A 22,476-nucleotide genomic window follows, 5' to 3' on the forward strand; every position below is an offset into this window, starting at 1 on the left:
GACGTCGGTGGCGTCGAGGCCGAGCTGCTGCAGCGACGCCGCGGCCAGGCTCGAGCTGTAGCCCTGCCGGCACAGCACCACGACCAGCCGACCCGGGTCGCCTGCCTCCGGGATGCGCCAGGGGCTCGAAGGATCCAGGCGCCACTCCAGCACGGTGCGGTCGATGACCAGCGCGCCGGGAAGCTCGCCCTGACGGGCTCGCTGGGGTGCCGTGCGCGTGTCCACGAGCAGGGCCCCACCCTGCACCGCCTCGTATGCCGCGTGCGGCGTCAGCCGGTGCAGCCCGGCCCGGGCGCGGGCCAGCATCGCGTCGACGCCGACGGCCGTGTCGAGGCGGTCCTGGACGGTCACCGGACCACCAGCACGGCGTCGCCGCGGGGCACGAACTCACCGATGACGGGCGCGCCCGGCACCTCACCCGCGAGCAGCAGCCCGCCGCTCGTCTGGGCGTCGGCCAGCAGGACGAGCTCGTCGTCGTCCACGGCGGCCGACAGGCTGGGGCGGACCCAGTCGAGGTTGCGCCGGCTGCCGCCGGGCACGAAGCCGGCGGCGAGGGACTCGCGGGCACCCTCGAGGTAGGGGACGGCCCCCGCGTCGACGACCGCGGTCACACCCGAGGCGCGCGCCATCTTGTAGAGGTGGCCGAGCAGGCCGAACCCGGTGACGTCGGTCGCCGCCTCGATCCCGGCGTCGAGCGCCGCGCGTGACGCGGCTGCGTTGAGCGCGGCCATCGAGGCGATCGCCTGCTCGAACACCTCCCCGGTCGCCTTGTGCCGGTTGTTGAGCACCCCGACGCCGAGCGGCTTGGTGAGCGAGATCGGCTGGCCGGCCCTGGCGGCGTCGTTGCGCAGCAGCCGCCCGGCGTCGGCGACGCCGGTGACGGCCATGCCGTACTTGGGTTCCGGGTCGTCGATGCTGTGGCCGCCGGCCACCGGGCAGCCGGCCTCGCGCCCGATGTCGAGGCCGCCGCGCAGCACCTCGCGGGCGAGCTCGACCGGGAGGGTGTCCCGGGGCCAGCCGAGCAGGTTGACCGCGACGACCGGGCGCCCGCCCATGGCATACACGTCCGACAGGGCGTTGGCCGCGGCGATGCGCCCCCAGTCGTAGGCGTCGTCCACGACGGGGGTGAAGAAGTCGGCGGTGGCGAGGACGGCGATGTCGCCCTCGATCCGGACCGCGGCGGCGTCGTCCCCGGCGTCGAGCCCGACGAGCAGGTCCTCCGAGCCCTCGCCGACGAGGTCGCGGACCATGTCCTCGAGCTCGCCCGGTGGGATCTTGCAGGCACATCCGCCGCCGTGGGCGAACTGGGTGAGGCGCAGCGCCGAGGCCGTGGTCATGGCCTCGACTCTAGGTCGCCCCCTGCAACCAAGCAGCCCGACGGCCCCGCGTCGACGAGCTGCCGCGCGCACCGGACATGTCCCTGACCGAACAACGAACCCGGGTTTCGGATATCCGAACCCCAGGTTCGTTCCTCGCACGACATCGGGAACGCCGGGCCGCGGCGGCAGCGGTCAGGATCGCCGACTACGGTGGGCCGCGGAGGTGTCAGGGTTCCTGGTGGTCCCCCCGGTCTTCAAAACCGGTGAGACCGAGCATCTCGGTCTGGCGGGTTCGATTCCCGTCCACCTCCGCCACAGTCGTCCCGGCCCTCGTGCGAGGAGGAGAGCAGGTGCACGTCCTCGCCACCGCCGGGCACGTCGACCACGGCAAGTCGACCCTGGTCCGCGCGCTCACCGGCATCGAGCCGGACCGATGGGCGGAGGAGCACCGCCGCGGCCTGACCATCGACCTGGGCTACGCGTGGACGACCCTGCCCTCGGGCGAGGAGGTCGCCTTCGTCGACGTGCCGGGTCACGAGCGGTTCATCGGCAACATGCTCGCCGGCCTCGGTCCGGCTCCCGCGGTCGTCTTCGTCGTCGCCGCCGACGAGGGCTGGCGCACGCAGTCGGCCGAGCACCTCGCCGCCGTCGACGCGCTCGGCCTCTCACACGGCCTGCTCGTCGTGACGCGCAGCGACCTCGCCGACCCCGGACCCGCCCTGGCCGATGCGGGTGAGCGGCTCGCGCGCACCTCCCTGGGCCAGGTCCCGGCCGTCGCCGTGTCCGCTCGGACCGGCGAGGGGCTGGACGCGCTGCGCGAGCACCTCGACGACCTCGTGGCCGGGCTGCCGACGCCGGACCCGGGGGCGCGGGTGCGCCTGTGGGTGGACCGCGCCTTCAGCATCAAGGGTGCCGGCACCGTCGTCACCGGCACGCTCGAGCAGGGCACGCTGCGGGTCGGCGACGAGGTCGAGGTGGGCGGCCGGCGCCTGCGGATCCGCGGCCTGCAGTCGCTCGAACGACCGCAGGAGGCCGTGGCCGCGGTGGCCCGGGTGGCGGTGAACCTGCGCGACGTCACCCCCGAGGACGTCCCGCGCGGGACGCCCCTGCTGACCCCGAGTGCCTGGCACCCGACGACGACGCTCGACGTGCGCACGAGCACCGACCCCGCCGAGCTGCCCGGGACCGTCACGCTGCACCTCGGCACGGTCGCCGTGGAGGCGCGGCTGCGCCCGCTGGCCGGGGACGCCGCGCGGCTGACGCTGCCGCACCCCCTGCCGCTCGTGGCCGGCGACCGCGCGATCCTGCGCGAGCCCGGCGGCCACCGCCTGCTCGTGGGGGCCCTGGTCCTCGACGCCGACCCGCCGGCCCTGCGCCGCAGGGGAGACGGCCGTCGCCGGGGAGAGGCCCTCACCGCGTACACCGGTGTCCCCGACCTGCCCACGGAGGTCGGCCGCCGCGGTGCGATGCGCCGGTCGCACGCAGCAGCCCTCGGGCTCGACCCGTCCACCGCCCACCCGTCCGCCGCCCACCCGTCCGCCACGCACCCCGACGTCGTGGTCGAGGGCGAGTGGCTGCTCGACCGCTCCGCCCTGCGCGGGTGGGCCACTGCGCTCGGCGACGCCGTCCGCGCCCGCGCGCAGGCCGAGGCACTCGACCCCTCGCTGCCGGTGGAGGCGGCACGCGCGCAGGCCGGCATACCCGACGTGGCACTGGTGCCGCTGGCCGCTTCGACGGCCGGGCTCGAGGTCCGCGGTGGCCGGGTGTGGCTGCCCGGAGTCGCCGGTTCGCTCGGGGAGGCGGAGGAGGGCCTGCGGGCGATCGAGGCGCGTCTGGAGCAGGACCCGTTCGCGGCGCCCGAGCGACCGGAGCTGGAGGCCGCAGGGCTCGGTCCTCGTCAGCTCGCCGCCGCGCAGCGCCTGGGTCGGGTGCTGCGCCTCCCGGACGACGTGGTGCTCCTGCCGTCGGGGCCTGCGCAGGCGATGCGACGGCTCGCCGCGCTGCCCCAGCCGTTCACGGCGAGCGACGCCCGGCGCGCGCTCGGCACGACCCGGCGGGTGGTCATCCCGCTGCTCGAGCACCTCGACGGGCGGGGCTGGACGCGTCGCGTCGACGGCACCCTGCGCGAGGTCGTCCGCCGCTGAGGCGCCCGCTCGTCTGCTCACAGACCTGCGTCCCGGTTCCGCGTCGCGTCGCGCCCCGCTGCGCTGCGTGCCCGCTCGTCTGCTCACAGACCTGCGTCCCACTGCGCGCGGATCCGCTCCCTGCTCACAGCCACGCTGGTCTGCGCACAGACCTCCGTGTCCGAGGTCAGCCGCTCAGCCGCGCCACGGGGGTGGCGTGCCCTTGTTCTCGGCGTAGGCCAGGTCCCGCTCGAGGAAGGCAGCGAGCCGCTGCGCCGCCACCCGCACCGACGTGCGTCGCGCGCGCGGCAGGCTGGGCGCGAGCCGCACGTCCACCTCGACGGAGCCCGCCGCGACGGTCCGTTTCCACAGGCCGACGTTCTCACCGTCCGACAGCACCATCGCCCAGAACGGGTCGGGCCGCACCGCGTACGGGTGGTCGGGGGCGGCGGGGAACCCGACGGTCGGGTACGTCAGCACCACCTCGTCGTAGGTGGGGAAGAGGTATGCCGTCGGCGCGGCCGGGCTGCGCCGCGGCACGGCCTCCGGGTCGTACCAGTGCGCCTGGCCCTCGACCTCGACCTGCTCGAGGTCGTCACCGAGCTCGGCCAGCGCCGTCCTGGTGTCGGTGGCGGTCAGCGAGGACCAGCGGGTGAAGTCCTTGACCGTGGCGGGGCCGTGCCCGGTGAAGAAGCGCCGGGCCAGCTCGACCAGCGCCTCCGCCCGGTCCCTCGTCGGGGTGGGCGCGACGACCTCGTCGACGAGCGCGTAGGTGTGGTGGGGGCCCTGCATCGGGCCCGAGCAGATCACGCCGCGCAGCTCCGCGACGAGCAGCAGGTGGCCGAGCCGCTCGCCGGGGCCGACGGGGGAGCCGAGACGGGTCAGCTCCGTCCCGATCTCGGCGCGGGTCCGGTAGTGCCTGCCGCGCAGCAGCTCTGCGGTCTGCCCGATCACCGTGTCGACCAGCCCCGGCTCGTCGAGCCCGAGCTGGCGGTGGCGCCCCGCCATGCCGGCCAGCACGCGCGGTGAGGTCAGCTCGAGGATCCAGCGCAGGTCCTGCGGGCGGACGAAGTGCCACGTCGGCCGCAGGATGTGGGTGCGCAGGAAGGCGCCGGCGTCGTGCTCCCGGCGCACCGCGGCATACGTCGAGCGGCGCGAGCGCATGGCGAGGGAGTAGAAGGCGTGGTCGCGCTCCTGGCTCTGCACGCAGGTGAGCAGCTCCACGACGTCCGCGGCGGTGGCCAGGGGGGCCGAGGAGAGCCGCTGCGTGGCCATCCGCAGCGCGAGCACGCGCGAGCGGTCCAAGGCGCTGACCATGGGCTCATCCTGTAGGAACTCGGGGCCTTCTGCGCGACCATGGGGAGATGGAGCAGAGCACCACCATCGACGTCGCGGCCCCGCCGAGCCGGGTGTGGGAGGTGGTCACCGACGTCGAGCACTGGCCCGACTGGACGCCGTCGATGCGGTGGGTGCGCCGGGTCGACGAGGGTCCGCTGCGGACCGGGTCCCAGGCCAAGATCAGCCAGCCCAAGCTGCCCACCGTCGACTGGACGGTCACCGAGATCGAACCGGTCGACCACTTCACCTGGGTGAGCACGTCCCCCGGGGTGCGCACCACGGCCCGGCACTCGGTCGAGGCGCTGCCCGGCGGCGGGACGCGGGTGCGGCTGTCGATCGAGCAGGGCGGCCCGTTGGGGTCGGTCGTGCAGTGGCTCTACGGCAACCTGACCGACCGGTACCTGGCCATGGAGGCCGCCGGGCTCAAGCAGCGCTGCGAGGCAGGCGCCCGACCCGCAGCCTGACCCCGTCGCGACGCGCTCCGGCGAGACCGTCGGTCATCCTGCCGCCGGTCGCGCGTCACCACCCTCGACGCCCGCGTGCGTGACGGGCGCCGGTCCGTCGCCCTCGGAGGGCTGGCCGCCTGCCGGACCGCCAGCCGGACCGCCGTCCGCAGCGGGCGCACCCGTCGTGCGCCGGTCACGCCGGCGGCCGCGGCGGGTGGCCCGGCGCAGGCTGAGCACCAGCGCCAGCATCAGCAGCACCGCAGCCAGCAGCAGACCTGCGCCGACGAGCGTTGCGCGAGCTGCGCCGGTGCGTGCGTCCGCGAGCGCGGCATCCGCCGTGGCGGTGTCGCCCTTGGCGATCGCGGCCTCGGCCCGGTCGAGGTCCGCCCGGGGCTGCAGGACGAGGTCGCCGAGCCGTGCGAGCGGACCCGCCGAGTCGACCTCCGAGCGTGTCGACCGGAGAGCCGTCGCCTCCCGCGCGAACGCGGCAAGCCTCGCCCCCACCTCGCGGTACTCGGCCGCCCCCTGCGCCGACTGGTACGCAGTGCGCAGCGGCGCCACGTCGATGTCGGCTGCGGTCGCCGCGGCCTGGGCGGCCTTCGCCTGCGGCCCCAGGGCGCGGGTCAGCGCCAGCTCGCGCCCGGCCCGGGCGAAGTCCCAGTCCGCCATCGCCGTCCGGACCCCGCGCGGGAGCGACCACGCCCCGTCGGCGGCGTCCTGCGCGGCATACGCGGTCCGGGCGGAGGCACGCGCGGGCAGGAGCGCCTTGCCCTCGGGGTCGAGCACCCACCGGCTCATCAGGGCGCGGGTGCCGGTGTTGCCACCTAGCACCTCGAAGAGGTCGTACGCCTGGCGCCAGGTCGTCGCGTGCGTCGTGATCGTGCGCTCGCCGGGGGCGTCGTAGATCGTCTTCGTGGTCGTGAGGGCCTTGATCAGCTGCGGGCGCGGGACCGCAGTGCTGCCGGCCACGAGGTCGTGCACGACCTGCCACGACGCGGGGTAGGCGTAGTCCTCGGCCGAGCCTGCCCGGGTCGAGCCCTGCCAGTCCGCGAGCGGGAACGCCGACGCCTGGGTGGGGGAGACGCTCGGGTGGCTCGTGTCCTTCTGCCCGGTCGCCGCCGTGGTCTCGGTGGCCAGCTCCTGGGCCAGGCCCTCGGTGAGCCAGCGGTCGTCGAGGTGGTCGAAGTTGGACCACGCGTGCGACAGCTCGTGCGCGAGCAGAGCCGGGTCGAGCGCCTCGGAGACGTCGATGCGTCCGCGCTCGTAGCTGCCGTCCCAGCCGTACACCTGCCCGCTGAAGTCCTCCGTGATCGTCGTCGAGCGGTTCGGCCACGGCTGGCCGGTGAGCCGCTCGAGCGTCGTGACCGAGCTGGGGAGGCGGCCGGCGATGTAGGAGGACCAGCCCGTGTCACCGGGGAAGGCCTGGAGGGAGAAGGAGTACGGGCCCACCTGCACGTCGTGCTTGACGATCTGGGACGGGTCGCGCAGGGACATCTGGGTCCACAGGCCCTCCGGGCCGCCCCCGCGGATCGTGGCGACGCGGGTGTCGCCGCTGCCCGACTCGGTGTAGGGGAGGCCGAGGTCAAGGGTTATCCAGCGCGGGGAGACGACCTCGATGGTCGCCCGCCCGGCGTCGCCGGGGGAGTAGACGTCGAATGCGGCATACCCCTTGCCGACGCGCCCCGGCTGCGACGAGCGGACCGGCGACCCGGGGATCGTGTAGGTCAGGGTGACGGTGCGGGTCTGGCCGTAGCGCAGTTCGCTCGGGAAGCTGATGTCGGCGTAGTACTGGCCCTTCTGCCGGACGACCGTCACGGGGATCGACGACCCGTTCGAGGTACCCCTGAGCGACCCCACCGCGCTCGGCAGCCACACGCCGTACCCGGTCCAGTAGAAGTACCGGGTCGCCGTCGGCGGCTCCTCGTTGGTCACGGTGACGGTCTGCGTGACCTGGACCGGGGAGCCGTCCTCGGAGACGACGTAGCGGGTCGTCCCGCTCTCGCCGAGGCCGCCCGCGGCCAGCGCTGGGCTCGGCGCGAGCACGGTCGTCCCGGCGCCGAGCGCGGTGGCAGCGGCCAGTGCGAGGGCCGCGGTCCGGGTGCTTCCCCCCAGATGCATGCGCGCAGTATGACCCAGCACGCTGACACGGGTGGCCGCGTCGCCCCCAGTCGGCGGGAAGCCTGTCTCAGGCGAGCTCGCGGCGCATCACCAGGCGCGGCATCCCGCTCGCCGTCGCGGCGGTCGTCCCCACCACCTCGAACCCGACCCGCTCGAACATGGCCCTCGTCCCCACGAACGCCATCGTCAGGTCCATCCGTCCGCCCTCGGTGTCCACCGGGTGGGCCTCGACGGCGGGCGCACCGCGGCTCGCGGCATACGCCACCGCACCCTCGAGCAGCTGCGTGGTGACGCCCTGCCTGCGATGGCCCGACCGGACCACCACGCAGACGATGCTCCACACGGGGCGGTCGTCGACCGGCGGCATCAGCTTCGAGCGGGCGAGGCGGGTGATCTCCGACCGCGGGCCGATGTTGCACCAGCCGACCGGCACCCCGTCGCGGTAGGCGACCACGCCCGGCGGGTTCGGCCGCTCGCACAGGGCGCGCATGGCCTGCTCGCGGGCGGTCGGGCCGTCGCCGCCGAGCTCGCGGACCTCGGCGGCGGTGAGGCGGTGCGAGAGGCACCAGCAGTGCGTCGCCCGGCGGTACCGGTTCACGACGTCCGCGAAGTCCTCGAAGCGGTCCGGCGTCACCGGGTGCGTCTCCCAGGCGGCGTCGGCGGTCGTGGCGCTCTGCGTCCCCCTGGCAGCGGTCATGGCGCCAGCCAACCACCTCCGTGGCCCGACGACCGCTGTCTGTGCACACAGGTCCGTCCCACTGCGCACGGATCCGCTCCCTGCGCAGTCACACGCTCGTCTGTGCGCAGACCTCCGGTCCGAGGGCGTCACCAGATGTGGGGGAGCGGCCCACCAGATGTGGGGGAGCGGTGCACCGCCGCGGACCACATCTGGTGGTGCCTCCACCGTCACACCAGTCACAGGGACACCACTTCTGGCGTGTCGTGCACGGCCTCCCCAGGCGGCTGACCTGCGGCGATGCAGACTGCCTCGGACGAACGGCGGAGTTTCCCGGAACAACTTGCATCGCCGCCGCCGGCGATGCAGACTATCCCTACATCTAGTGGTTACACGGTTGTAGTTCATCCACATGTAGTGCACAGGACGAAGCCACTTACCCACAGGTCCTCAACAGGTAGTCCACACGTCCGTCCCCAGGCGCCGGCCCGCACGACCGGCCACAGACACCCCGGGACGGGCACATCAGCAGGGGAGGAGACCGGTATGCACTGCCCGTTCTGCCGGCACACCGACTCCCGCGTCATGGACTCGCGCACGACCGACGACGGCAGCTCGATCCGCCGTCGTCGCCAGTGCCCCGAGTGCGGTCGCCGCTTCACGACGATCGAGACCGCGAGCCTCACGGTGACCAAGCGCTCCGGCGTGAGCGAGCCGTTCAGCCGCGCCAAGGTCCTCGCCGGCGTCCGCAAGGCCTGCCAGGGCCGCCCGGTCACCGAGGACGACCTCGCCCTCCTCGCCCAGCGCGTCGAGGAGTGCATCCGCCAGCAGGGGCAGGCCGAGATCGAGGCCCACGAGGTGGGCCTGGCGATCCTCGGGCCGCTGCGCGAGCTCGACGAGGTCGCCTACCTGCGCTTCGCGAGCGTCTACCAGGCCTTCGACACCCTCGAGGACTTCGAGGCCGCCATCACCCTGCTTCGCGCCGAGCGCGACGCCACCGGCGAGGAGCCCCAGACGGCTCCGGACCACCAGAGCAAGGCCGGTATGCCGCCGGGCTAGGCCCGCGGCATGCCCGCCTGACCATCGCCCGCACCGGCTGTCGGTGCTCGTTGAAACCATTGCAACCAACGCAACACCCAGGGGACCAGGGAGGCCCACACCATGACCGAAACGGCAGGCGCACGTGCAGGTGCGCGCAAGAACTCCTCCAAGGGAGTCAAGGTCGAGCGGATCTACACCACCCCCGGTGTGCACCCGTACGACGAGGTCACCTGGGAGAAGCGCGACGTCGTCCAGCAGAACTGGAAGACCGGCGAGGTCATCTTCGAGCAGCGCGGTGTCGAGTTCCCCGACTTCTGGTCGGTCAACGCCTCCACCATCGTCACCACCAAGTACTTCCGTGGCGCCGTCGGCACCCCGCAGCGTGAGCAGAGCCTCAAGCAGCTCATCGACCGCGTCGTGCTCACGTACGTCAAGGCCGGCAAGGACCACGGCTACTTCTCATCCGCGGACGACGCCGAGGTCTTCGAGCACGAGCTGACCTACGCCCTGCTGCACCAGGTGTTCAGCTTCAACTCCCCGGTCTGGTTCAACGTCGGCACCAAGAGCCCCCAGCAGGTCAGCGCCTGCTTCATCCTCGCCGTCGACGACTCGATGGACTCGATCCTCAACTGGTACAAGGAGGAGGGGAAGATCTTCCAGGGCGGCTCCGGCGCCGGCCTCAACCTCTCCCGCATCCGCTCCTCCAAGGAGCTGCTCTCCTCCGGTGGCACCGCCTCCGGCCCGGTCTCCTTCATGCGTGGCGCCGACGCGTCCGCAGGGACGATCAAGTCCGGTGGTGCGACCCGTCGCGCGGCCAAGATGGTCGTGCTCGACGTCGACCACCCCGACATCGAGGAGTTCGTCGAGACCAAGGCGCGCGAGGAGGACAAGATCCGCGCGCTGCGCGACGCCGGCTTCGACATGGACCTCGGCGGCAAGGACATCACCTCCGTCCAGTACCAGAACGCCAACAACTCGGTCCGCGTCAGCGACGAGTTCATGCGTGCGGTCGAGGAGGGCACGACCTTCGGGCTGCGCGCCCGCCAGACCGGTGAGGTCATCGAGGAGGTCGACGCCCGCGAGCTGTTCACCAAGATCGCCAAGGCGGCGTGGGAGTGCGCCGACCCGGGCCTGCAGTACGACGACACCATCAACGACTGGCACACCAACCCCGAGACCGGCCGCATCACCGCGTCAAACCCGTGCTCGGAGTACATGTCGCTCGACAACAGCTCGTGCAACCTGGCGTCGCTCAACCTGCTGAAGTTCCTCAAGGACGACGACACGTTCGACGCCGTGACCTTCCAGAAGGTCGCCGAGCTCGTCATCACCGCGATGGACATCTCGATCTGCTTCGCCGACTTCCCGACCGAGGCGATCGGCAAGACCACGGTCGACTACCGCCAGCTCGGCATCGGCTACGCCAACCTCGGTGCGCTGCTCATGGCGACCGGCCACGGGTACGACTCCGACGGTGGCCGTGCGCTCGCCGCCGCGATCACCTCGCTGCTCACCGGTGCCGCGTACAAGCGCTCCGCCGAGATCGCCGCCGTGGTGGGTCCGTATGCCGGGTACGCCCGCAACGCGGACGCCCACAAGCGCGTGATGCGCAAGCACCAGGCCGCCAACGATGCGATCCGCACGCTCGACGTGATGGACAAGGGCATCCACCAGGCCGCCACCAAGGCGTGGGACGACGTCGTCAAGCTCGGTGAGAAGAACGGCTACCGCAACGCCCAGGCGTCGGTGCTGGCCCCGACCGGGACCATCGGCTTCATGATGGACTGCGACACCACCGGCATCGAGCCCGACTTCTCGCTGGTGAAGTTCAAGAAGCTCGTCGGTGGCGGGTCGATGCAGATCGTCAACCTGACCATCCCGCGCGCGCTGAAGAAGCTCGGCTACACCGACGAGACCAGCGAGGCGATCGTCGAGTACATCGCCGACAAGGGTCACGTCATCGACGCCCCCGGCCTCAAGCCGGAGCACTACGAGGTGTTCGACACCGCGATGGGCGCCCGCGCGATCAGCCCGATGGGCCACGTGCGGATGATGGCGGCGGTCCAGCCGTTCCTGTCCGGCGCGATCAGCAAGACGGTCAACCTGCCCGAGGACGCCACGGTCGAGCAGATCGAGGACGTTCACCTGCAGGGCTGGAAGCTCGGCCTCAAGGCGATCGCGGTCTACCGCGACAACTGCAAGGTCGGCCAGCCGCTGTCCGACGGTGGCTCGGCCGCCAAGGACAAGGCTGCGGACAAGGCCGCCGACGCTGCCGCCCCGGTCGTGGAGAAGGTCGTCGAGTACCGGCCCGTCCGGCGCCGGCTGCCCAAGCGTCGCCAGTCGCAGACCACCTCGTTCGCGGTCGGCGGGGCCGAGGGTTACCTCACCGCCGGCACGTACGAGAACGGCGAGCTCGGTGAGCTGTTCCTCAAGTTCGGGAAGCAGGGCTCGACCCTGGCCGGCGTGATGGACGCCTTCTCGATCGCGGTCTCGGTGGGCCTTCAGTACGGCGTGCCGCTGGAGACCTTCGTCGAGAAGTTCACCAACCTGCGGTTCGAGCCGGCCGGCATGACCGACGACCCGGACGTGCGGATGGCGCAGTCGCTGATGGACTACGTGTTCCGCCGGCTGGCGCTGGACTACCTGGACTTCGACACCCGGTCGTTCATGGGCATCCACACGGCCGAGGAGCGGGCGCACCAGCTCGAGACCGGCTCGTACGAGCTCGAGGCCGCGGCGGAGGACGAGGACGAGGCCGAGGCCGAGTTCGAGACCCTGTCGCAGTCGACGCCGGTCGCCAAGGCCGAGCCGAAGCACGAGGCCAAGGTCGAGGGCAAGGCGCTCTCCGCCGACGCGGTGAAGTCCGGTGCGGGCGCCGCCAGCGCCCGCGAGGTCTCGGTCGAGGTCCACTCGTCCGCCGAGCTCCTGGAGAAGTTCCAGGGCAAGGCCGCCGACGCCCCGATCTGCATGACCTGCGGCACGAAGATGCGCCCCGCCGGCTCCTGCTACGTCTGCGAAGGCTGCGGCAGCACCAGCGGCTGCAGCTGATGACGAGTTGCGCGGAAATGTCACGCACGAGTTGCGCGGAGTGTCACGCAGTTGCGTGAGTGACAGTTCTTACCGTTATCGCTTCTCGGAGCGATAACAACGACAACGCAGTCGCCCCGGCCCCCTTCGTGGGGGTCGGGGCGGTGGGCGTTGGTGAACAACAACTGAAGAGAAGAAGTGCCGGAAAAGCACGATGCGCCCGGCGGGAACCGGGCGCATCGTCGGCAGAACTTGGTCTGCAAAACTTCCACGCTCATCAGACCACGTTCCTGTCGTTCGCGTCCAGATTTTCGGCGTGTTACGCGAGTCACTAAACAAAGGAACGATTCTGATGAGTAGCAGTGTCTTCGACGCGTTCAAGGCGTTCGACAAGAAGTTGAAGCTCGACCCCGAGGTGACTGCACAGGCGCGGTCCCTCGCCGCCGAGCTGGAGCAGTGCCTGCGGGACGCAGGACTGTGCCAGTCCCGGCTCCTGCAGGGCTCGTTCGGTCGCAAGACGATGCGGCCCCCGCTCAAGGACGTCGACATCGTCATCGTCCTGCCGGACCGTCTCGCGGACCAGCGCACGCAGCCGGGCATGTCGGAGTGGGCCATGAGCGCGTTCCGCAACGCCATCGTCGACGCGAACATCCTCCCAGGTGTGGCATTCGACGTGGAGCAGGCGCATGCGCACGCGTTGCAGCTCACCATCCCCGGCGTCGACTTCACGGTCGACCTCGTGCCGGCCTTCGAGACCGAGAGCCCCGACGACGGGTGGCTGTACATCGCCGACCGCGACAAGGACCAGTGGACCAAGCTGTCGGACGTCCGCCGGCTGCGCGACAAGGTCGCCGACCGTAACCAGCAGTGCGGTGGGGTCTGGGTCAACCAGGTCCGCGAAGCCAAGCACGCCCTCGACCGCAACCCCCACATCAAGGACCTCGTGTGCGGACTCCTCGTGGAGTCGCTGGCCTACGACGCGGTGACGAAGAAGGTGAACCCGCAGCAGGCCATGGTGGCCATCTTCACCGCCGCCACCGCAAGCCTCGGCGGGCCGTACTTCGGGCTCGCACAGGACGACCTCACCGCCAAGTGGTCGGGCGCGGACCGTGCCGACGTTCTGCGGTTCTTCGAGGAGAACCGCCGCAAGGCCGTGGAAGCCGTGCGTCTGGAGAGCGCCGGCGACAAGGTCGAGGCCATCCGCATCTGGCGTGAGGTCTTCGGTGACCTGTTCCCGACCGAGGCGTTCAGCTTCGTCGAGCGCCTCAAGACGGTGGGCCAGATCGGCGGTTCCGTGACCGCGGATGGTCGGCTCACGACGGTCCCCGGCAACGCGCGGCCGGCCCGGCCCTGGCGGGCGGTGGCCGCCGACGAGCAGGTGCAGGCCGCCCACGAACTCTGCAGCCCGGGCAAGCAGAACGCGGGCACCGCTTCGCCGTCCATGGATTCCCTCCTGTCCGACCCCGACCGCGTCGCACGGCAGGTGGCGTCCGGTGAGGTGGTGTGGGGCGTCCGCGACGTCCTCGCCAGCTGCCTGTGTGACGGGTACGCCGTCAAGCTCGAGCTCGACCTGCTGCCGCTGCCCGACGCTGCTGACGAGGGTTTCGCAGTCGAGCGGGTCCGGGTCGTGGCCACCCGCGACCACCAGGTGCTCGTGTACCCCATCGCTCAGCGGGGCCGCACCTGGCGCCACCGCAACGACGCAGGCAAGGGAGCCCTGTGCCTTCAGTACCCCGGGGACGACCCGAGCCTGCTGTGGCTCTGGGAAGACGGACTCGAGGAGCTCCTCACGCGAGTGCGCCTGCACCTCCTCGCCGAGGAGGTCTTCCGCCGCGAGGGCAGTTGGCCCGGTGAGGAGCTCCCGCACGGGCTCCCGACGGGCGGCGTCGTGTGGCCGGTCGCCAGCGAGGCGATGCGCCGCGCGCTGAGGAAGTGGTCCCGGTGATGGACCTCCTGCGTGCGCTCATCGGCGAGGACGGCAAGGGTGTCGTGTGGCTCGTCATCTCGCTCATCCTGGGCAGTGGGGTCGTGAGTGCCATCGTCGGCAAGCTGTTCGACCGTGGCTCCAAGCGCGACGAGCGGGTTCGGGACGGCTACGCTGCGAGCACCGCGGCGCTGGTCGCATGGGCCGAGTTCCCGTACCGCGTCGCCCGCCGCTCGGCGGACGACGCGGAGACGCGTGCCGCCTTGGTAGGTCGTGGCCACGACTCACAGGAGGCGCTGGCGTGCCGTCGCGCGTGGGTCGTGGGCGAGTCACCCGTGATGGGGGAGGCGTACGCCGCCATCACAAGGCAGTTGCGTCCGGTCGTCGCTCAGGCGACGCAGGCAGCGTGGCGGCGTCCCCACGCCGACAACGGTGCCGCAATGGTCCTGTCGGACGGACCGACCATGCCGCCCGTGGACGTCGACCCCTTCGTGGACAAGTGGTGCACCGCGCTGCGCTACCGCTTCGGCTGGCGCCGCTGGGTGTTCATCCCTCCGCTCCTGCGGTGGCGGCTTCGTAGTCACGGCGTCATCCCGACCCGTCCGGTCGCGGCGCACGGGACCGCGGCTTCCACGGTCACCACCGAGCTGAACCCCAGCGCCTGACGACGCGAGTGGTCCGGCCAGCCGCGGGGGCAGGCTCGAGCTGGCCGGACCTCACTCGTTTCACGGCTGCTTGGCAGGCAACTTCCCGCCCCTCAGGGCCGCCCGGTGCGCTGGCACGGGCTTCGCGGGCGCGGCCACGTCCCTGGTCCTGGGCAGCTCGTCGAGGAGGAGGCTGAACCGCACGGCCTCGGTCGGTTCCCAGCCGGCTGACGCTCCGGTTCGGGCATCCGCGGCCTCGATGAGGCCGGCGTTGCGCAGCTCCGGCAGGCGAACCTTGTGCGTGTCCTTGGTGTTGCCGAGGTCCACGACACCGTCGCAGATGAGTCGGAGCAAGCGCGCCTGCGCGGAGGTGATGCTGCGCCGCGCCAGATGGATGCGCCAGAAGCCCTCGAGCGTCTTCGGGTCGATTGTCGTGACCGTGCGGGCGATGCGCACGTCCTGGTGCAACCGGTGAATGCGCATGCCGACGCCGCGCAGCCCGGCGTCAAGGTTGTCCAGTGCGCTCCGGGCGCGGTCCAGGTTCCAGCCGAGGGCTTCGGCGAGCCCTTCGACGGGGACCAGGACGCGGACGTCGGCGAGGAGCGAACCCACCACGGCAGCGTCGTCAGCGGCTGACGCCGGGGCCGAAGGCGCGTCGGGACCGTGCTGGGTGTCGAGGAGTTCGGTCAGGTCCAGGCCGAGGATGGCGCCGAGCTTGGCGACCTGGCCGAGGGTCAGGTCTGTGGCCACGGAGCCGTTCTCGACGCTGCGGACGACGGCGGTGCTGACTCCCCAGTGGGCGGCGACTTCGCGTTCGGACAGGCCGAGCTCGAGCCGGCGGTCGCGGATGCGCTGGCGGGACAGTCGCGGCGGCTGGTGGGTGGTCACGTGAGTTCCTGGATGCTGATGCCCCACCGGGAGGCCCAGCGGTCTCCGGTTGGGCTGCGACGTTCGACGCGTAGGCCGGTCAGGTTCAGGCCGAGCTCGAGCCGCGCGGTCATGACCACTGTTGCGGCGGCACGTTCGCTCAGCGGCCGGCCGTCGGGGTCAGTGACGAGGGGGTCGTCGCCGTGGGCGCCGTTGAGGTGCCGGGCGAGCTTCTGCGCGTGCACCAGGCGGTGTGCGCCCTCTTCGATGTGAAGGCGTCGCCCCGAGGGCAGGATGACGGTCCTGCCCGCGTCGATGACGGACTCGACCAGGACGTCGCCAAGGTCGGCGACGTCGAGGCCGGCGCCGACGAGCGCGCACACGGCACCGCGGTGGGGACTGGCGTAGCCACCGAGCCGCGCCCACAACGCCGGGGTTCGCGCTGCGCGTCGCGGGCTGACTGCGACGGTGCCAAGCAACTGGTCGCGGTCGACCTTGAGGAACCAGCCGAGGGAGAACGCGGCGACCTGGTGCGCCTTCAGTGCGGTGAGGAAGTGCGGGATGGTGGGGGAGTCCTGCCACACCTGGTGCAGGCGCGCGGCCACGTTCTGCTCGTCGGTGAGGGTGACGCGGGTGAGGTGCTCAGCGAACCAGGCTCTGGCGGTCACGGCTGTGGCCATGAAGTGCTCGTCGAGCGCGGTGAACTGGGTGGGCTCGAGCAGGTCGCGGCAGGTGGCACGGAACGTGGTGAAGTCGTCGTCGGGAAGTCGGTGCGGCCACGGGTCGGACAGGTCTTCCGGGGGTGTGACCGGTGCCGGCGTTGGGGCGGGGAGGGGCCGACCGGGTTCTGCGATGAGGCTCGGCCTGTCGGCCCACGCACGAAGGAAGTCGTGGGGGTCGGTGAGGTCGGCGACCCACTCGGTGACGGCGTCGTGCTGGTCGTCGCTGAGCGCGCCGCGGCCCACGAGCCAAAGTGCGGCCGCGGTGGACTGCAGGTTCGAGAGCAGGTCCCGGAGCAGAGTTGGCGTGAGCAGCCACGCGTCGAGGACGAGGATGTGCCCGACGTTCTGGGCGAGTGCGGCGGTGGCGGCCAGTGCCCAGTCGCCTTCCCCGGGGCGTCCCCAGCCGGTCAGGCGCTGGTCGGCGCCGAGGGCGGTGTGCAGGTCGGCGGGGAGCCAGCCGGGGCGGCGTGTGCCGGGGCGGACCCGGAATGCCACCACGCCGGCCGCTGGGTCGGTGAGCGCTTCGGGGGACAGGCGGGCGAGGACGCCGTCGTGGTCGTGGACCGCGACGATGCCGCCTCCGGCGGAAAGGAGCGCGTTCCTGGCGTCCACCGCTGCTGCGGCGGGTGCGGCGACGGCGCTCATCGGTTCGCTCCCAAGCACAGGGACAGGGTGGCCGCGATGACCTGCGGGGTGATGGCGCCTCCTGCGGCCAGGCGGGTGGCGTGGCGAGTGAAGTGCACCCAGTCGCGGAAGTTGCCGCGCGGGAACTTGTTGTCGATGTCGCGCAGGGTCTGGTTGTCCAGCGCGGCCAGGCTCGGGTGCAGCTGGCGCAGGGCCGTGAGCAGGTTCGCGCCCGTGAGCGGGCCGAACCCGACAGCGGACGACACCCGGCTGCGCAGCTCGCCGGCGCTCTTGAGCGCTCGGTCGATGTCGGAGCCGACGATGACGAGCGTCCAGGTGGGTCCGCCGCGGTCCTTGAGGTAGCGCAGGTACTGCAACCCGGAGCTCGGCAGGTGGTGCGCCTCGTCGATGACGATGACTCGGTTGCTGCCGGTGAGGTGCTCGACGATGAGGTCGGTCAGTTCGTACTGGGGCTTGCGGCCCGGGTTGGCGCCGAACTCGCGGGTGAGCCGGACGGCGAGCTCCTTGGGGGTTGGCCGGTAGGACATCTGCAGCCAGTGACTGGCGCGTCCTTCCATGGCCGGGTGGTTGTCGATGAAGTGGCGGACGGCGTGGGTCTTGCCGCTCCCGGGGGGCCCGTACACGGCGGCGATGTCGTTGACCGCGACCGTCGCCGCAAGAGCGGCTTGGGCCTTCTGGAATGCGTTGGTCGGCACCGAGCCGAAGGGGTCGGGGCCCGGGATGGTCGAAGGCGTGGTCACGGGGTGTCTCCGTCGTGCTGGTCGCGGATGAGAGCAAGGAAGGCGTCGTCGCTGGGCGCGATGTCCCAGTCGTTGGGGTCGCGCCGCGCCGGCGGCGTCTGCTGGGCAGCTGCGTCGACCTCGGCGTCTTCGGCGGCGATGCGCGCTGCCTGACTACGGCGTGCGGCGGCCGCTCGTACGTGGACGCGGGCTTCCTCGTAGCTGTCCCTGCGCCCGGCCAGGATGCTGCGCCGCTCCTCGTGGTCCAGGGACGCGGCGGGGTACGCCTCGCAGACGAACTTGCCGTCGTGGAACACGGCGATGACCGAGTTGTCGTGGGGCAGCACGCGCACCTGCACCTTGCGGCGCACGATGCCGCCCAGGGCGGCCGCGAGGTACTTGACGCCGCCGACGCTGATGCCGTCCCGGTTGACGGTGCGCTCCTTCGGCACGGCGAGGGAGAACTGGTGCAGCACGGCCGGGTCGAGGAACGTCAGGGGAGTGGTGTCGGCAGCCCATGCTGCGGCCGGCGTCGTCTTCAGGACTTCGTGATGACGCTCGCAGTTGTACGTCTGCACCCAGGCAAGCGCGCGGAGCGTCAGCTCCTGCAAGGTCAGGACGCGGTCCAGCTGGTTGCGCCAGGGCTGGGTGCCGGTGAAGGTGCTGGGGCCGTGCGTGGCCCCGGGCAGCCGGTCGTACAGCTCGCTCTGGCTGGTGAGGTGCCAGCGCTCGATTTTCCCCTTCTCCCACGGCGTGAAGGGTGCGCACGCCTGCGGGCTGATGCCGAGCCGTGCGCACGCGGTGTTCACCGCCTCGTTGAGGAACTCCTTGCCGTTGTCCCAGCGGATGGACTCGGGCAGGCTGCCGATGCGGGTGCCGTCCGGGAGCTGGGTACCGCGGACGCCCGCGGCGATGGCGGCAACAACGTCCGCCGCGGTCGGCTGGCTGGCGGTGATGACGGTGGCCACGACCACGCGGGTGGCGTCGTCGATGAACGTTGTCTGCCACGGCTTGATGCGCTGGACGCCGGTGGCGGTGGTGACGTCGACGGGAATCTGCTGTGCGTCCGCCTGCCAGACCGCGTTGCGGTGCGGGGCGGTGTAGTTCAGGAAAAGGCTGTGCCCGATGTAGCCTTCCCGTCCGCCGCGGCGGGTCACGGTGGCGTACAGGGCGGAGTGCGTGCGCTTCTTGAAGGTGCGGGTGAACGCGACGTACCCCGGAACGCCGACCTGCGCGTCGTCCTTGAGCTGCTCCCACGCCTCCTTCAGCGTGCCGGTGCCGGCCAGCGTGGACAGGACGGTGGGGTGCTTCCACCACGGACCGTCATGAGGCTCGACGTGCGCGTCGCCGGCGAGGAGCTCGACTTCGTTCGCCGGCTCGGTCTCGGCGTCGAGCTGCGTGGCTGCGGCGCGGTGCTGGGCCCAGTAGCGGTGGGTCTGGCGGGGTGAGACCCCGAACGCGGCCGCGACGCGGTGCACGACCGACGACGGGACGGAACCGTCCGGGCGCGCCTCGGCAGCAAGCATCTGCACGGCAGCCTGTCGCTGGCTCAGGGACAGCATCACGCCACCCCCGTCCGGGACTCGACCGCGACGGCCAGGGCGGGCTCGCGCGTCAGCTCGTCCCACACCCTCTCCGGGTGCAGGTCGAACCGGGCGTGCGACCGCCCGTTCATCTGGACGTGGGTGCGTCGCGGCGCCGACAGGTGGACCACGCGGGTCGCCGCTGCGGCACCGTCCCACTGCGCTACCGCCTGCTGGGTCGCGTGGTCGAGCAGGGGAGCGCACTGCACCGGTGTCCGCAGGATGTCGGCGACCACGTCACCGCTCTGGTCGTTTCGCCACACCAGCAGGGCCGGGGCGGACGGTGCGTCGTTGCCGGCGGCCGGGACGAGGCTCCAACCCAGCGGCGGGTGCAGGAGCCGGCTGTAGCCGATGACGGTGCCCAGGAGCCGCTGCACGGCAGCGGTGGCGAAGCGGCCGCGCGGCCGCTGCGGCCAGGCCGCGTGGACCCGCCCGCTCACCTCGAGCACTCGCTCCGGCTCCCACATGCGAACCGGACCGGTCATCGGGGGCCCGTCCTGCGCCCACAGCTCGGTGATGACGGTGGCGCTGCGCTGAGCGAGCCCACGGGTCGGGTCGGTGTCGGCGGCCGCAGGGGCCGACTCGGGTACGTTCATCGTCTGCTCCTCGCAGATGCGTAGTGGTGCTCGGCTCGACCCACTGCACATGCAAGCCGACGCCACCGACATCGCATCGGGGCATCGACCGGGTCCAGTCGAGCGGTTGTCGTCGAAGGACGGTGCCGGTCGCACGGCGGAATCCAGTAGTAGACCGGACGCATTTAGTTGCAGGCAGGGCACATTCGGTGCGTTGCAGGGCTTCGGGGCGCTCGGGAGTGCCTAGCGTCCGACTCGTGCCTTCCTCCAACCAGCGACGTCCCGGACCCGCCTCCTACGGCCCGGCGTCGAACTGGCCCGGAGGTCCCTTCCCGGCGGCCAAGGACCCCGCGACGCTGATGGCGGTCGAGACCGCCGCGGAGGTTGCCACCGCTGTACGGGCCGCGCGCTCCACGCGGTACTGGTCCCAGGACCGGTTGGCCGACGAGGCGAAGGTCAGCCGCACCACCATCACCCGGCTCGAGGCGGGGAGCGGTTGGGTGGATCTGCAGATTCTCGTGCGGGTGGCCAACGCGCTCGAGCTAAAGGTCGCCCTTGTCCCCATCGGCTGACAGCGCGCGCTGACCGGTGTCGGTGGCCTCGGCCACCATGACCCCATGTCGGACATCGCCCCGTCGTGGACCGTCAAGGCCGCGCTGCGCAGCGCGTTCCCGTGGGCGCAGCTGCTAACGGAGGAAGACCTCGACGCCTTCGCCGCCGAACTCCACAGCGGCGCCACCACAGGCTGGCCGCTCCAGGCGCGACAGAACCACGAAGCTGTCGTGGTGGCGTACTGGCGGGACCGCGCAGCGTCCCAGTAGCTGGTAGGCCCTCAATCGCCGGCCAAGCACCATCCCGACGGACACTCGCTTCGGGCAGACTCCCTCCATGCGCGTACATGCCGGGCGCGGTGCGGTCGTCGCGGGGCTGGCTCTCCTTCTTGCTGGGTGCAGCCAGTCCGCCACCTCGAATGCGGGGTCGACACCCCGGACGACCGCCGCCCCCTCGAGCATGAGCGCGTCACCCGAACCGAGTACGACGACGGCCAGCCCTGGCACCCACATAGTGCTGGCGCCGACCTCGTTTCCCGAGTCGCAGCAGGAGTACACGTCCATCTTGGTGCGTGCCTGGGGAGCGGGGGACCGAGGCAAGGCAGGCTGGTACGCGACCCCCGCAGCCATGGACAAGCTGTTCGGTGCCGCAGCAGTAGGCGGCCCCGGTTGGTCCCTGCTCGGGTGCGACAACGCCGGCCCATTGCCCGCCTGCACGTTCAGCGACCGTCAGACCAAGCAGCGGCTGGTGCTGTTCTACGACGCCGACAAGCTGACCCGCCCGCGCGCTGTGCTCGACCTTGAGTTCATCTCGGATGCGCCGGCAACGACCAGTTCGTCGTAGGCCGCCCCCGGTGAGCAAGGCCGCGTCGACCGAACAGGTGGCCGCCGTCGTGCGCAACCCTCCTCGCGAACAGGGTGCCCTCTCAGCGCCAGCCGCGAGCGGCGCTGAGCCCTGCGTGCTTCATCGCCCCAAAGGCGCGCTCTGCGCGGAACGAGCACTAGGCAGCCGACGTCGAAACGTGGTGCAGCCCAAGGCCGACCACTCAGAATGCCGACCATGACCCCACCAGCGCATGTCCCAGCGCCCAGCCGGTGGGAACGGTTGCGGTCCGCACGCGCCGACACCCGCGAGCGGTTCGCGTCCTTCAAGGGTGTTGTCACCTGCGTATGGGGTCTGGTCGTCGGCGTCGTTGGCATCTCAATGGGGCTGGTCCAGCTCGGGCCGGCTTGGAGCGCAGCCCACGGTCACGGAGTGCGCGGCACGGTGACCATCACCAGCGTCTACTGCAACGCCAAGGGCGGCTGCGAACGCCACGGAAGCTTCACGGCCGCCGGCACGCAGAGGACGACCGACCGGGTTGAGCTGGTCGGGGTCAACGGGTCCGTCGGCCGCCGCGTCGTGGTGTACCAGGAAGGCACCGACTCGACCAGGGTCTACGGGACGGGGTGGCGTGCCCTCACCGAGGCAGGACTCGACGTGCTGCTCGGGCTCGTCGGCCTGGCGGTCGCGGCTGACATCGCCCTGCCCCGCCTGCCGCGGCGGCGGGCGGGGCGTTCAGGCAGCCGCGGCCGGCACGCGCGCTACTGATTCGGCACCAGGCTGAGCGCCAATCCCCGGGCACCCGGGCAAGGTGAGTTCTGACGTGGCGGGGGCTCATGTTGGTGAGACCCGCGGGGCGACCCCTAGTCTCGATCGGGGGGTCTACCCGGGACGTCCCGTGCTTGAGCCCTTGCCGCGCTTCAAGGGGACGGCCACGGTGCGTCAGACTGCTGAGCAGCGGGCCGAGTTGTTGGCCTTCGTTGCCCGGGAGTACGAGGCCGGTCGGTCCCTGCGGGAGCTGGCGGAGCTGACGGACCGAACCCAGTCGGCGGTTCGTCGAGCCCTCGACCAGGCCGGGGTCACGAGGCGTCCCCGCGGAGCGCAACGCGCCTACGAGCGGCCGCCCGCGTGACCTTCTGGCGAGCCCGTTTGGCCTGGTAGCAGGTGTAGCACCGGCACCCCTTCTGGTACCCGGACTGCCCGTGCGTGTACCGGCCCAAGAACTTGCCCGGGTCCATCACCGCGCTTCGGCACGGCCGGCACATCGCTAGGCCCTCCGGCAACGAGGACGCGGTCACGGCGATTCGCGTGCCACACCCCGCGCACTGGATCCGG

The 22,476-nt window shown here is 71.7% G+C and carries 21 protein-coding genes and 1 tRNA gene; 12 read left to right on the forward strand and 10 right to left on the reverse strand.

Going from position 1 to position 22,476, the window contains the following annotated elements:
* Together ACFUC1_RS08855 and selD are read right to left on the reverse strand one after the other, a co-directional pair.
* A partial coding sequence (locus ACFUC1_RS08855) for a rhodanese-like domain-containing protein (protein ID WP_379118754.1) occupies window positions 1-351 on the reverse strand: 351 nt, incomplete at its 3' end.
* Window positions 348-1,337, reverse strand: coding sequence for a selenide, water dikinase SelD (gene selD / locus ACFUC1_RS08860; RefSeq protein ID WP_379118756.1), 990 nt, complete (start codon window positions 1,335-1,337; stop codon window positions 348-350). The genes ACFUC1_RS08855 and selD, both read right to left, overlap by 4 nt.
* Window positions 1,338-1,538: 201 nt before the next feature.
* Here selD and ACFUC1_RS08865 point away from each other — a divergent pair.
* Both ACFUC1_RS08865 and selB read left to right on the forward strand, forming a co-directional pair.
* Window positions 1,539-1,634 (forward strand) — tRNA-Sec (locus ACFUC1_RS08865).
* Between the two features lie 35 nt (window positions 1,635-1,669).
* Window positions 1,670-3,463, forward strand: coding sequence for a selenocysteine-specific translation elongation factor (gene selB / locus ACFUC1_RS08870; RefSeq protein ID WP_379118758.1), 1,794 nt, complete (start codon window positions 1,670-1,672; stop codon window positions 3,461-3,463).
* A gap of 174 nt (window positions 3,464-3,637) precedes the next feature.
* Here selB and ACFUC1_RS08875 read toward each other — a convergent pair whose 3' ends face one another.
* Entirely contained in the window at window positions 3,638-4,759 is a 1,122-nt protein-coding gene (locus ACFUC1_RS08875; RefSeq protein ID WP_379118761.1) for a winged helix DNA-binding domain-containing protein, read from the reverse strand.
* A 47-nt stretch (window positions 4,760-4,806) separates the two neighbouring features.
* On the opposite strand from ACFUC1_RS08875, the gene ACFUC1_RS08880 reads away from it, so the two are divergent.
* The gene (locus tag ACFUC1_RS08880; RefSeq protein WP_379118763.1) at window positions 4,807-5,244 is read left to right on the forward strand and encodes an SRPBCC family protein; all 438 of its coding nucleotides are present in this window, start codon (window positions 4,807-4,809) and stop codon (window positions 5,242-5,244) included.
* Window positions 5,245-5,277: 33 nt separating this feature from the next.
* Here ACFUC1_RS08880 and ACFUC1_RS08885 read toward each other — a convergent pair whose 3' ends face one another.
* A complete protein-coding gene (locus ACFUC1_RS08885) occupies window positions 5,278-7,344 on the reverse strand; it encodes a hypothetical protein (RefSeq protein ID WP_379118765.1) in 2,067 nt (688 codons plus the stop codon).
* 67 nt (window positions 7,345-7,411) lie between these two features.
* Window positions 7,412-8,041: a GNAT family N-acetyltransferase gene (locus ACFUC1_RS08890; protein WP_379118767.1), complete on the reverse strand. Its 630-nt coding sequence runs from the start codon at window positions 8,039-8,041 to the stop codon at window positions 7,412-7,414.
* 525 nt (window positions 8,042-8,566) lie between these two features.
* On the opposite strand from ACFUC1_RS08890, the gene nrdR reads away from it, so the two are divergent.
* From nrdR to ACFUC1_RS08910, 4 genes are all read left to right on the forward strand, one after another.
* Window positions 8,567-9,079: a transcriptional regulator NrdR gene (nrdR, locus tag ACFUC1_RS08895; RefSeq protein ID WP_379118769.1), complete on the forward strand. Its 513-nt coding sequence runs from the start codon at window positions 8,567-8,569 to the stop codon at window positions 9,077-9,079.
* Between the two features lie 102 nt (window positions 9,080-9,181).
* Window positions 9,182-12,109: a vitamin B12-dependent ribonucleotide reductase gene (locus tag ACFUC1_RS08900; protein WP_379118771.1), complete on the forward strand. Its 2,928-nt coding sequence runs from the start codon at window positions 9,182-9,184 to the stop codon at window positions 12,107-12,109.
* A 331-nt stretch (window positions 12,110-12,440) separates the two neighbouring features.
* Window positions 12,441-14,033: a hypothetical protein gene (locus ACFUC1_RS08905; RefSeq protein WP_379118773.1), complete on the forward strand. Its 1,593-nt coding sequence runs from the start codon at window positions 12,441-12,443 to the stop codon at window positions 14,031-14,033.
* On the forward strand, window positions 14,033-14,677 hold the full coding sequence (locus ACFUC1_RS08910; protein WP_379118775.1) for a hypothetical protein: 645 nt from the start codon (window positions 14,033-14,035) through the stop codon (window positions 14,675-14,677). The genes ACFUC1_RS08905 and ACFUC1_RS08910 overlap by 1 nt, the downstream gene beginning before the upstream one ends.
* A gap of 60 nt (window positions 14,678-14,737) precedes the next feature.
* On the opposite strand, the gene ACFUC1_RS08915 is transcribed toward ACFUC1_RS08910, so the two are convergent.
* The 5 genes from ACFUC1_RS08915 to ACFUC1_RS08935 are packed head-to-tail and all read right to left on the reverse strand — an operon-like array spanning window position 14,738 to window position 19,788.
* Window positions 14,738-15,544, reverse strand: a complete 807-nt coding sequence (locus tag ACFUC1_RS08915) for a multiprotein-bridging factor 1 family protein (protein ID WP_379118777.1) — start codon at window positions 15,542-15,544, stop codon at window positions 14,738-14,740.
* On the reverse strand, window positions 15,541-16,890 hold the full coding sequence (locus ACFUC1_RS08920) for a hypothetical protein (protein WP_379118779.1): 1,350 nt from the start codon (window positions 16,888-16,890) through the stop codon (window positions 15,541-15,543). Before ACFUC1_RS08920 ends, ACFUC1_RS08915 begins: the two co-directional genes overlap by 4 nt.
* Entirely contained in the window at window positions 16,887-17,630 is a 744-nt protein-coding gene (locus ACFUC1_RS08925; protein ID WP_379118781.1) for an AAA family ATPase, read from the reverse strand. The genes ACFUC1_RS08920 and ACFUC1_RS08925 overlap by 4 nt, the downstream gene beginning before the upstream one ends.
* A complete protein-coding gene (locus tag ACFUC1_RS08930) occupies window positions 17,627-19,171 on the reverse strand; it encodes a Mu transposase C-terminal domain-containing protein (RefSeq protein WP_379118822.1) in 1,545 nt (514 codons plus the stop codon). Before ACFUC1_RS08930 ends, ACFUC1_RS08925 begins: the two co-directional genes overlap by 4 nt.
* On the reverse strand, window positions 19,171-19,788 hold the full coding sequence (locus ACFUC1_RS08935) for a hypothetical protein (RefSeq protein WP_379118783.1): 618 nt from the start codon (window positions 19,786-19,788) through the stop codon (window positions 19,171-19,173). The genes ACFUC1_RS08930 and ACFUC1_RS08935 overlap by 1 nt, the downstream gene beginning before the upstream one ends.
* A 236-nt stretch (window positions 19,789-20,024) precedes the next feature.
* On the opposite strand from ACFUC1_RS08935, the gene ACFUC1_RS08940 reads away from it, so the two are divergent.
* From ACFUC1_RS08940 to ACFUC1_RS08960, 5 genes are all read left to right on the forward strand, one after another.
* Window positions 20,025-20,339 carry a helix-turn-helix transcriptional regulator gene (locus ACFUC1_RS08940; RefSeq protein ID WP_379118785.1) on the forward strand — a complete coding sequence of 105 codons (315 nt, stop codon included), beginning with the start codon at window positions 20,025-20,027 and terminating at the stop codon, window positions 20,337-20,339.
* Window positions 20,340-20,384: 45 nt separating this feature from the next.
* Window positions 20,385-20,588 carry a hypothetical protein gene (locus ACFUC1_RS08945; RefSeq protein WP_379118787.1) on the forward strand — a complete coding sequence of 68 codons (204 nt, stop codon included), beginning with the start codon at window positions 20,385-20,387 and terminating at the stop codon, window positions 20,586-20,588.
* Between the two features lie 358 nt (window positions 20,589-20,946).
* Window positions 20,947-21,162 carry a hypothetical protein gene (locus ACFUC1_RS08950; RefSeq protein ID WP_379118789.1) on the forward strand — a complete coding sequence of 72 codons (216 nt, stop codon included), beginning with the start codon at window positions 20,947-20,949 and terminating at the stop codon, window positions 21,160-21,162.
* A 411-nt stretch (window positions 21,163-21,573) separates the two neighbouring features.
* Window positions 21,574-21,909, forward strand: coding sequence for a hypothetical protein (locus tag ACFUC1_RS08955; RefSeq protein ID WP_379118791.1), 336 nt, complete (start codon window positions 21,574-21,576; stop codon window positions 21,907-21,909).
* 169 nt (window positions 21,910-22,078) lie between these two features.
* Window positions 22,079-22,273 carry a helix-turn-helix domain-containing protein gene (locus ACFUC1_RS08960; protein ID WP_379118793.1) on the forward strand — a complete coding sequence of 65 codons (195 nt, stop codon included), beginning with the start codon at window positions 22,079-22,081 and terminating at the stop codon, window positions 22,271-22,273.
* Window positions 22,274-22,476: the final 203 nt, after the last annotated feature.

The organism is Pedococcus sp. NPDC057267 (genome assembly GCF_042668795.1).
GTDB lineage: Bacteria > Actinomycetota > Actinomycetes > Actinomycetales > Dermatophilaceae > Pedococcus.

Coding starts and splice junctions, on each gene's coding strand:
- ACFUC1_RS08930 (WP_379118822.1), bottom strand. CDS start 19,171: ATGCTGTCCCTGAGCCAGCGACAGGCTGCCGTGCAGATGCTTGCTGCC.
- ACFUC1_RS08890 (WP_379118767.1), bottom strand. CDS start 8,041: ATGACCGCTGCCAGGGGGACGCAGAGCGCCACGACCGCCGACGCCGCC.
- ACFUC1_RS08880 (WP_379118763.1), top strand. CDS start 4,807: ATGGAGCAGAGCACCACCATCGACGTCGCGGCCCCGCCGAGCCGGGTG.
- ACFUC1_RS08900 (WP_379118771.1), top strand. CDS start 9,182: ATGACCGAAACGGCAGGCGCACGTGCAGGTGCGCGCAAGAACTCCTCC.
- ACFUC1_RS08910 (WP_379118775.1), top strand. CDS start 14,033: ATGGACCTCCTGCGTGCGCTCATCGGCGAGGACGGCAAGGGTGTCGTG.
- nrdR (WP_379118769.1), top strand. CDS start 8,567: ATGCACTGCCCGTTCTGCCGGCACACCGACTCCCGCGTCATGGACTCG.
- ACFUC1_RS08920 (WP_379118779.1), bottom strand. CDS start 16,890: ATGAGCGCCGTCGCCGCACCCGCCGCAGCAGCGGTGGACGCCAGGAAC.
- ACFUC1_RS08935 (WP_379118783.1), bottom strand. CDS start 19,788: ATGAACGTACCCGAGTCGGCCCCTGCGGCCGCCGACACCGACCCGACC.
- selD (WP_379118756.1), bottom strand. CDS start 1,337: ATGACCACGGCCTCGGCGCTGCGCCTCACCCAGTTCGCCCACGGCGGC.
- ACFUC1_RS08885 (WP_379118765.1), bottom strand. CDS start 7,344: ATGCATCTGGGGGGAAGCACCCGGACCGCGGCCCTCGCACTGGCCGCT.
- ACFUC1_RS08950 (WP_379118789.1), top strand. CDS start 20,947: ATGGACAAGCTGTTCGGTGCCGCAGCAGTAGGCGGCCCCGGTTGGTCC.
- ACFUC1_RS08945 (WP_379118787.1), top strand. CDS start 20,385: ATGTCGGACATCGCCCCGTCGTGGACCGTCAAGGCCGCGCTGCGCAGC.
- ACFUC1_RS08905 (WP_379118773.1), top strand. CDS start 12,441: ATGAGTAGCAGTGTCTTCGACGCGTTCAAGGCGTTCGACAAGAAGTTG.
- ACFUC1_RS08875 (WP_379118761.1), bottom strand. CDS start 4,759: ATGGTCAGCGCCTTGGACCGCTCGCGCGTGCTCGCGCTGCGGATGGCC.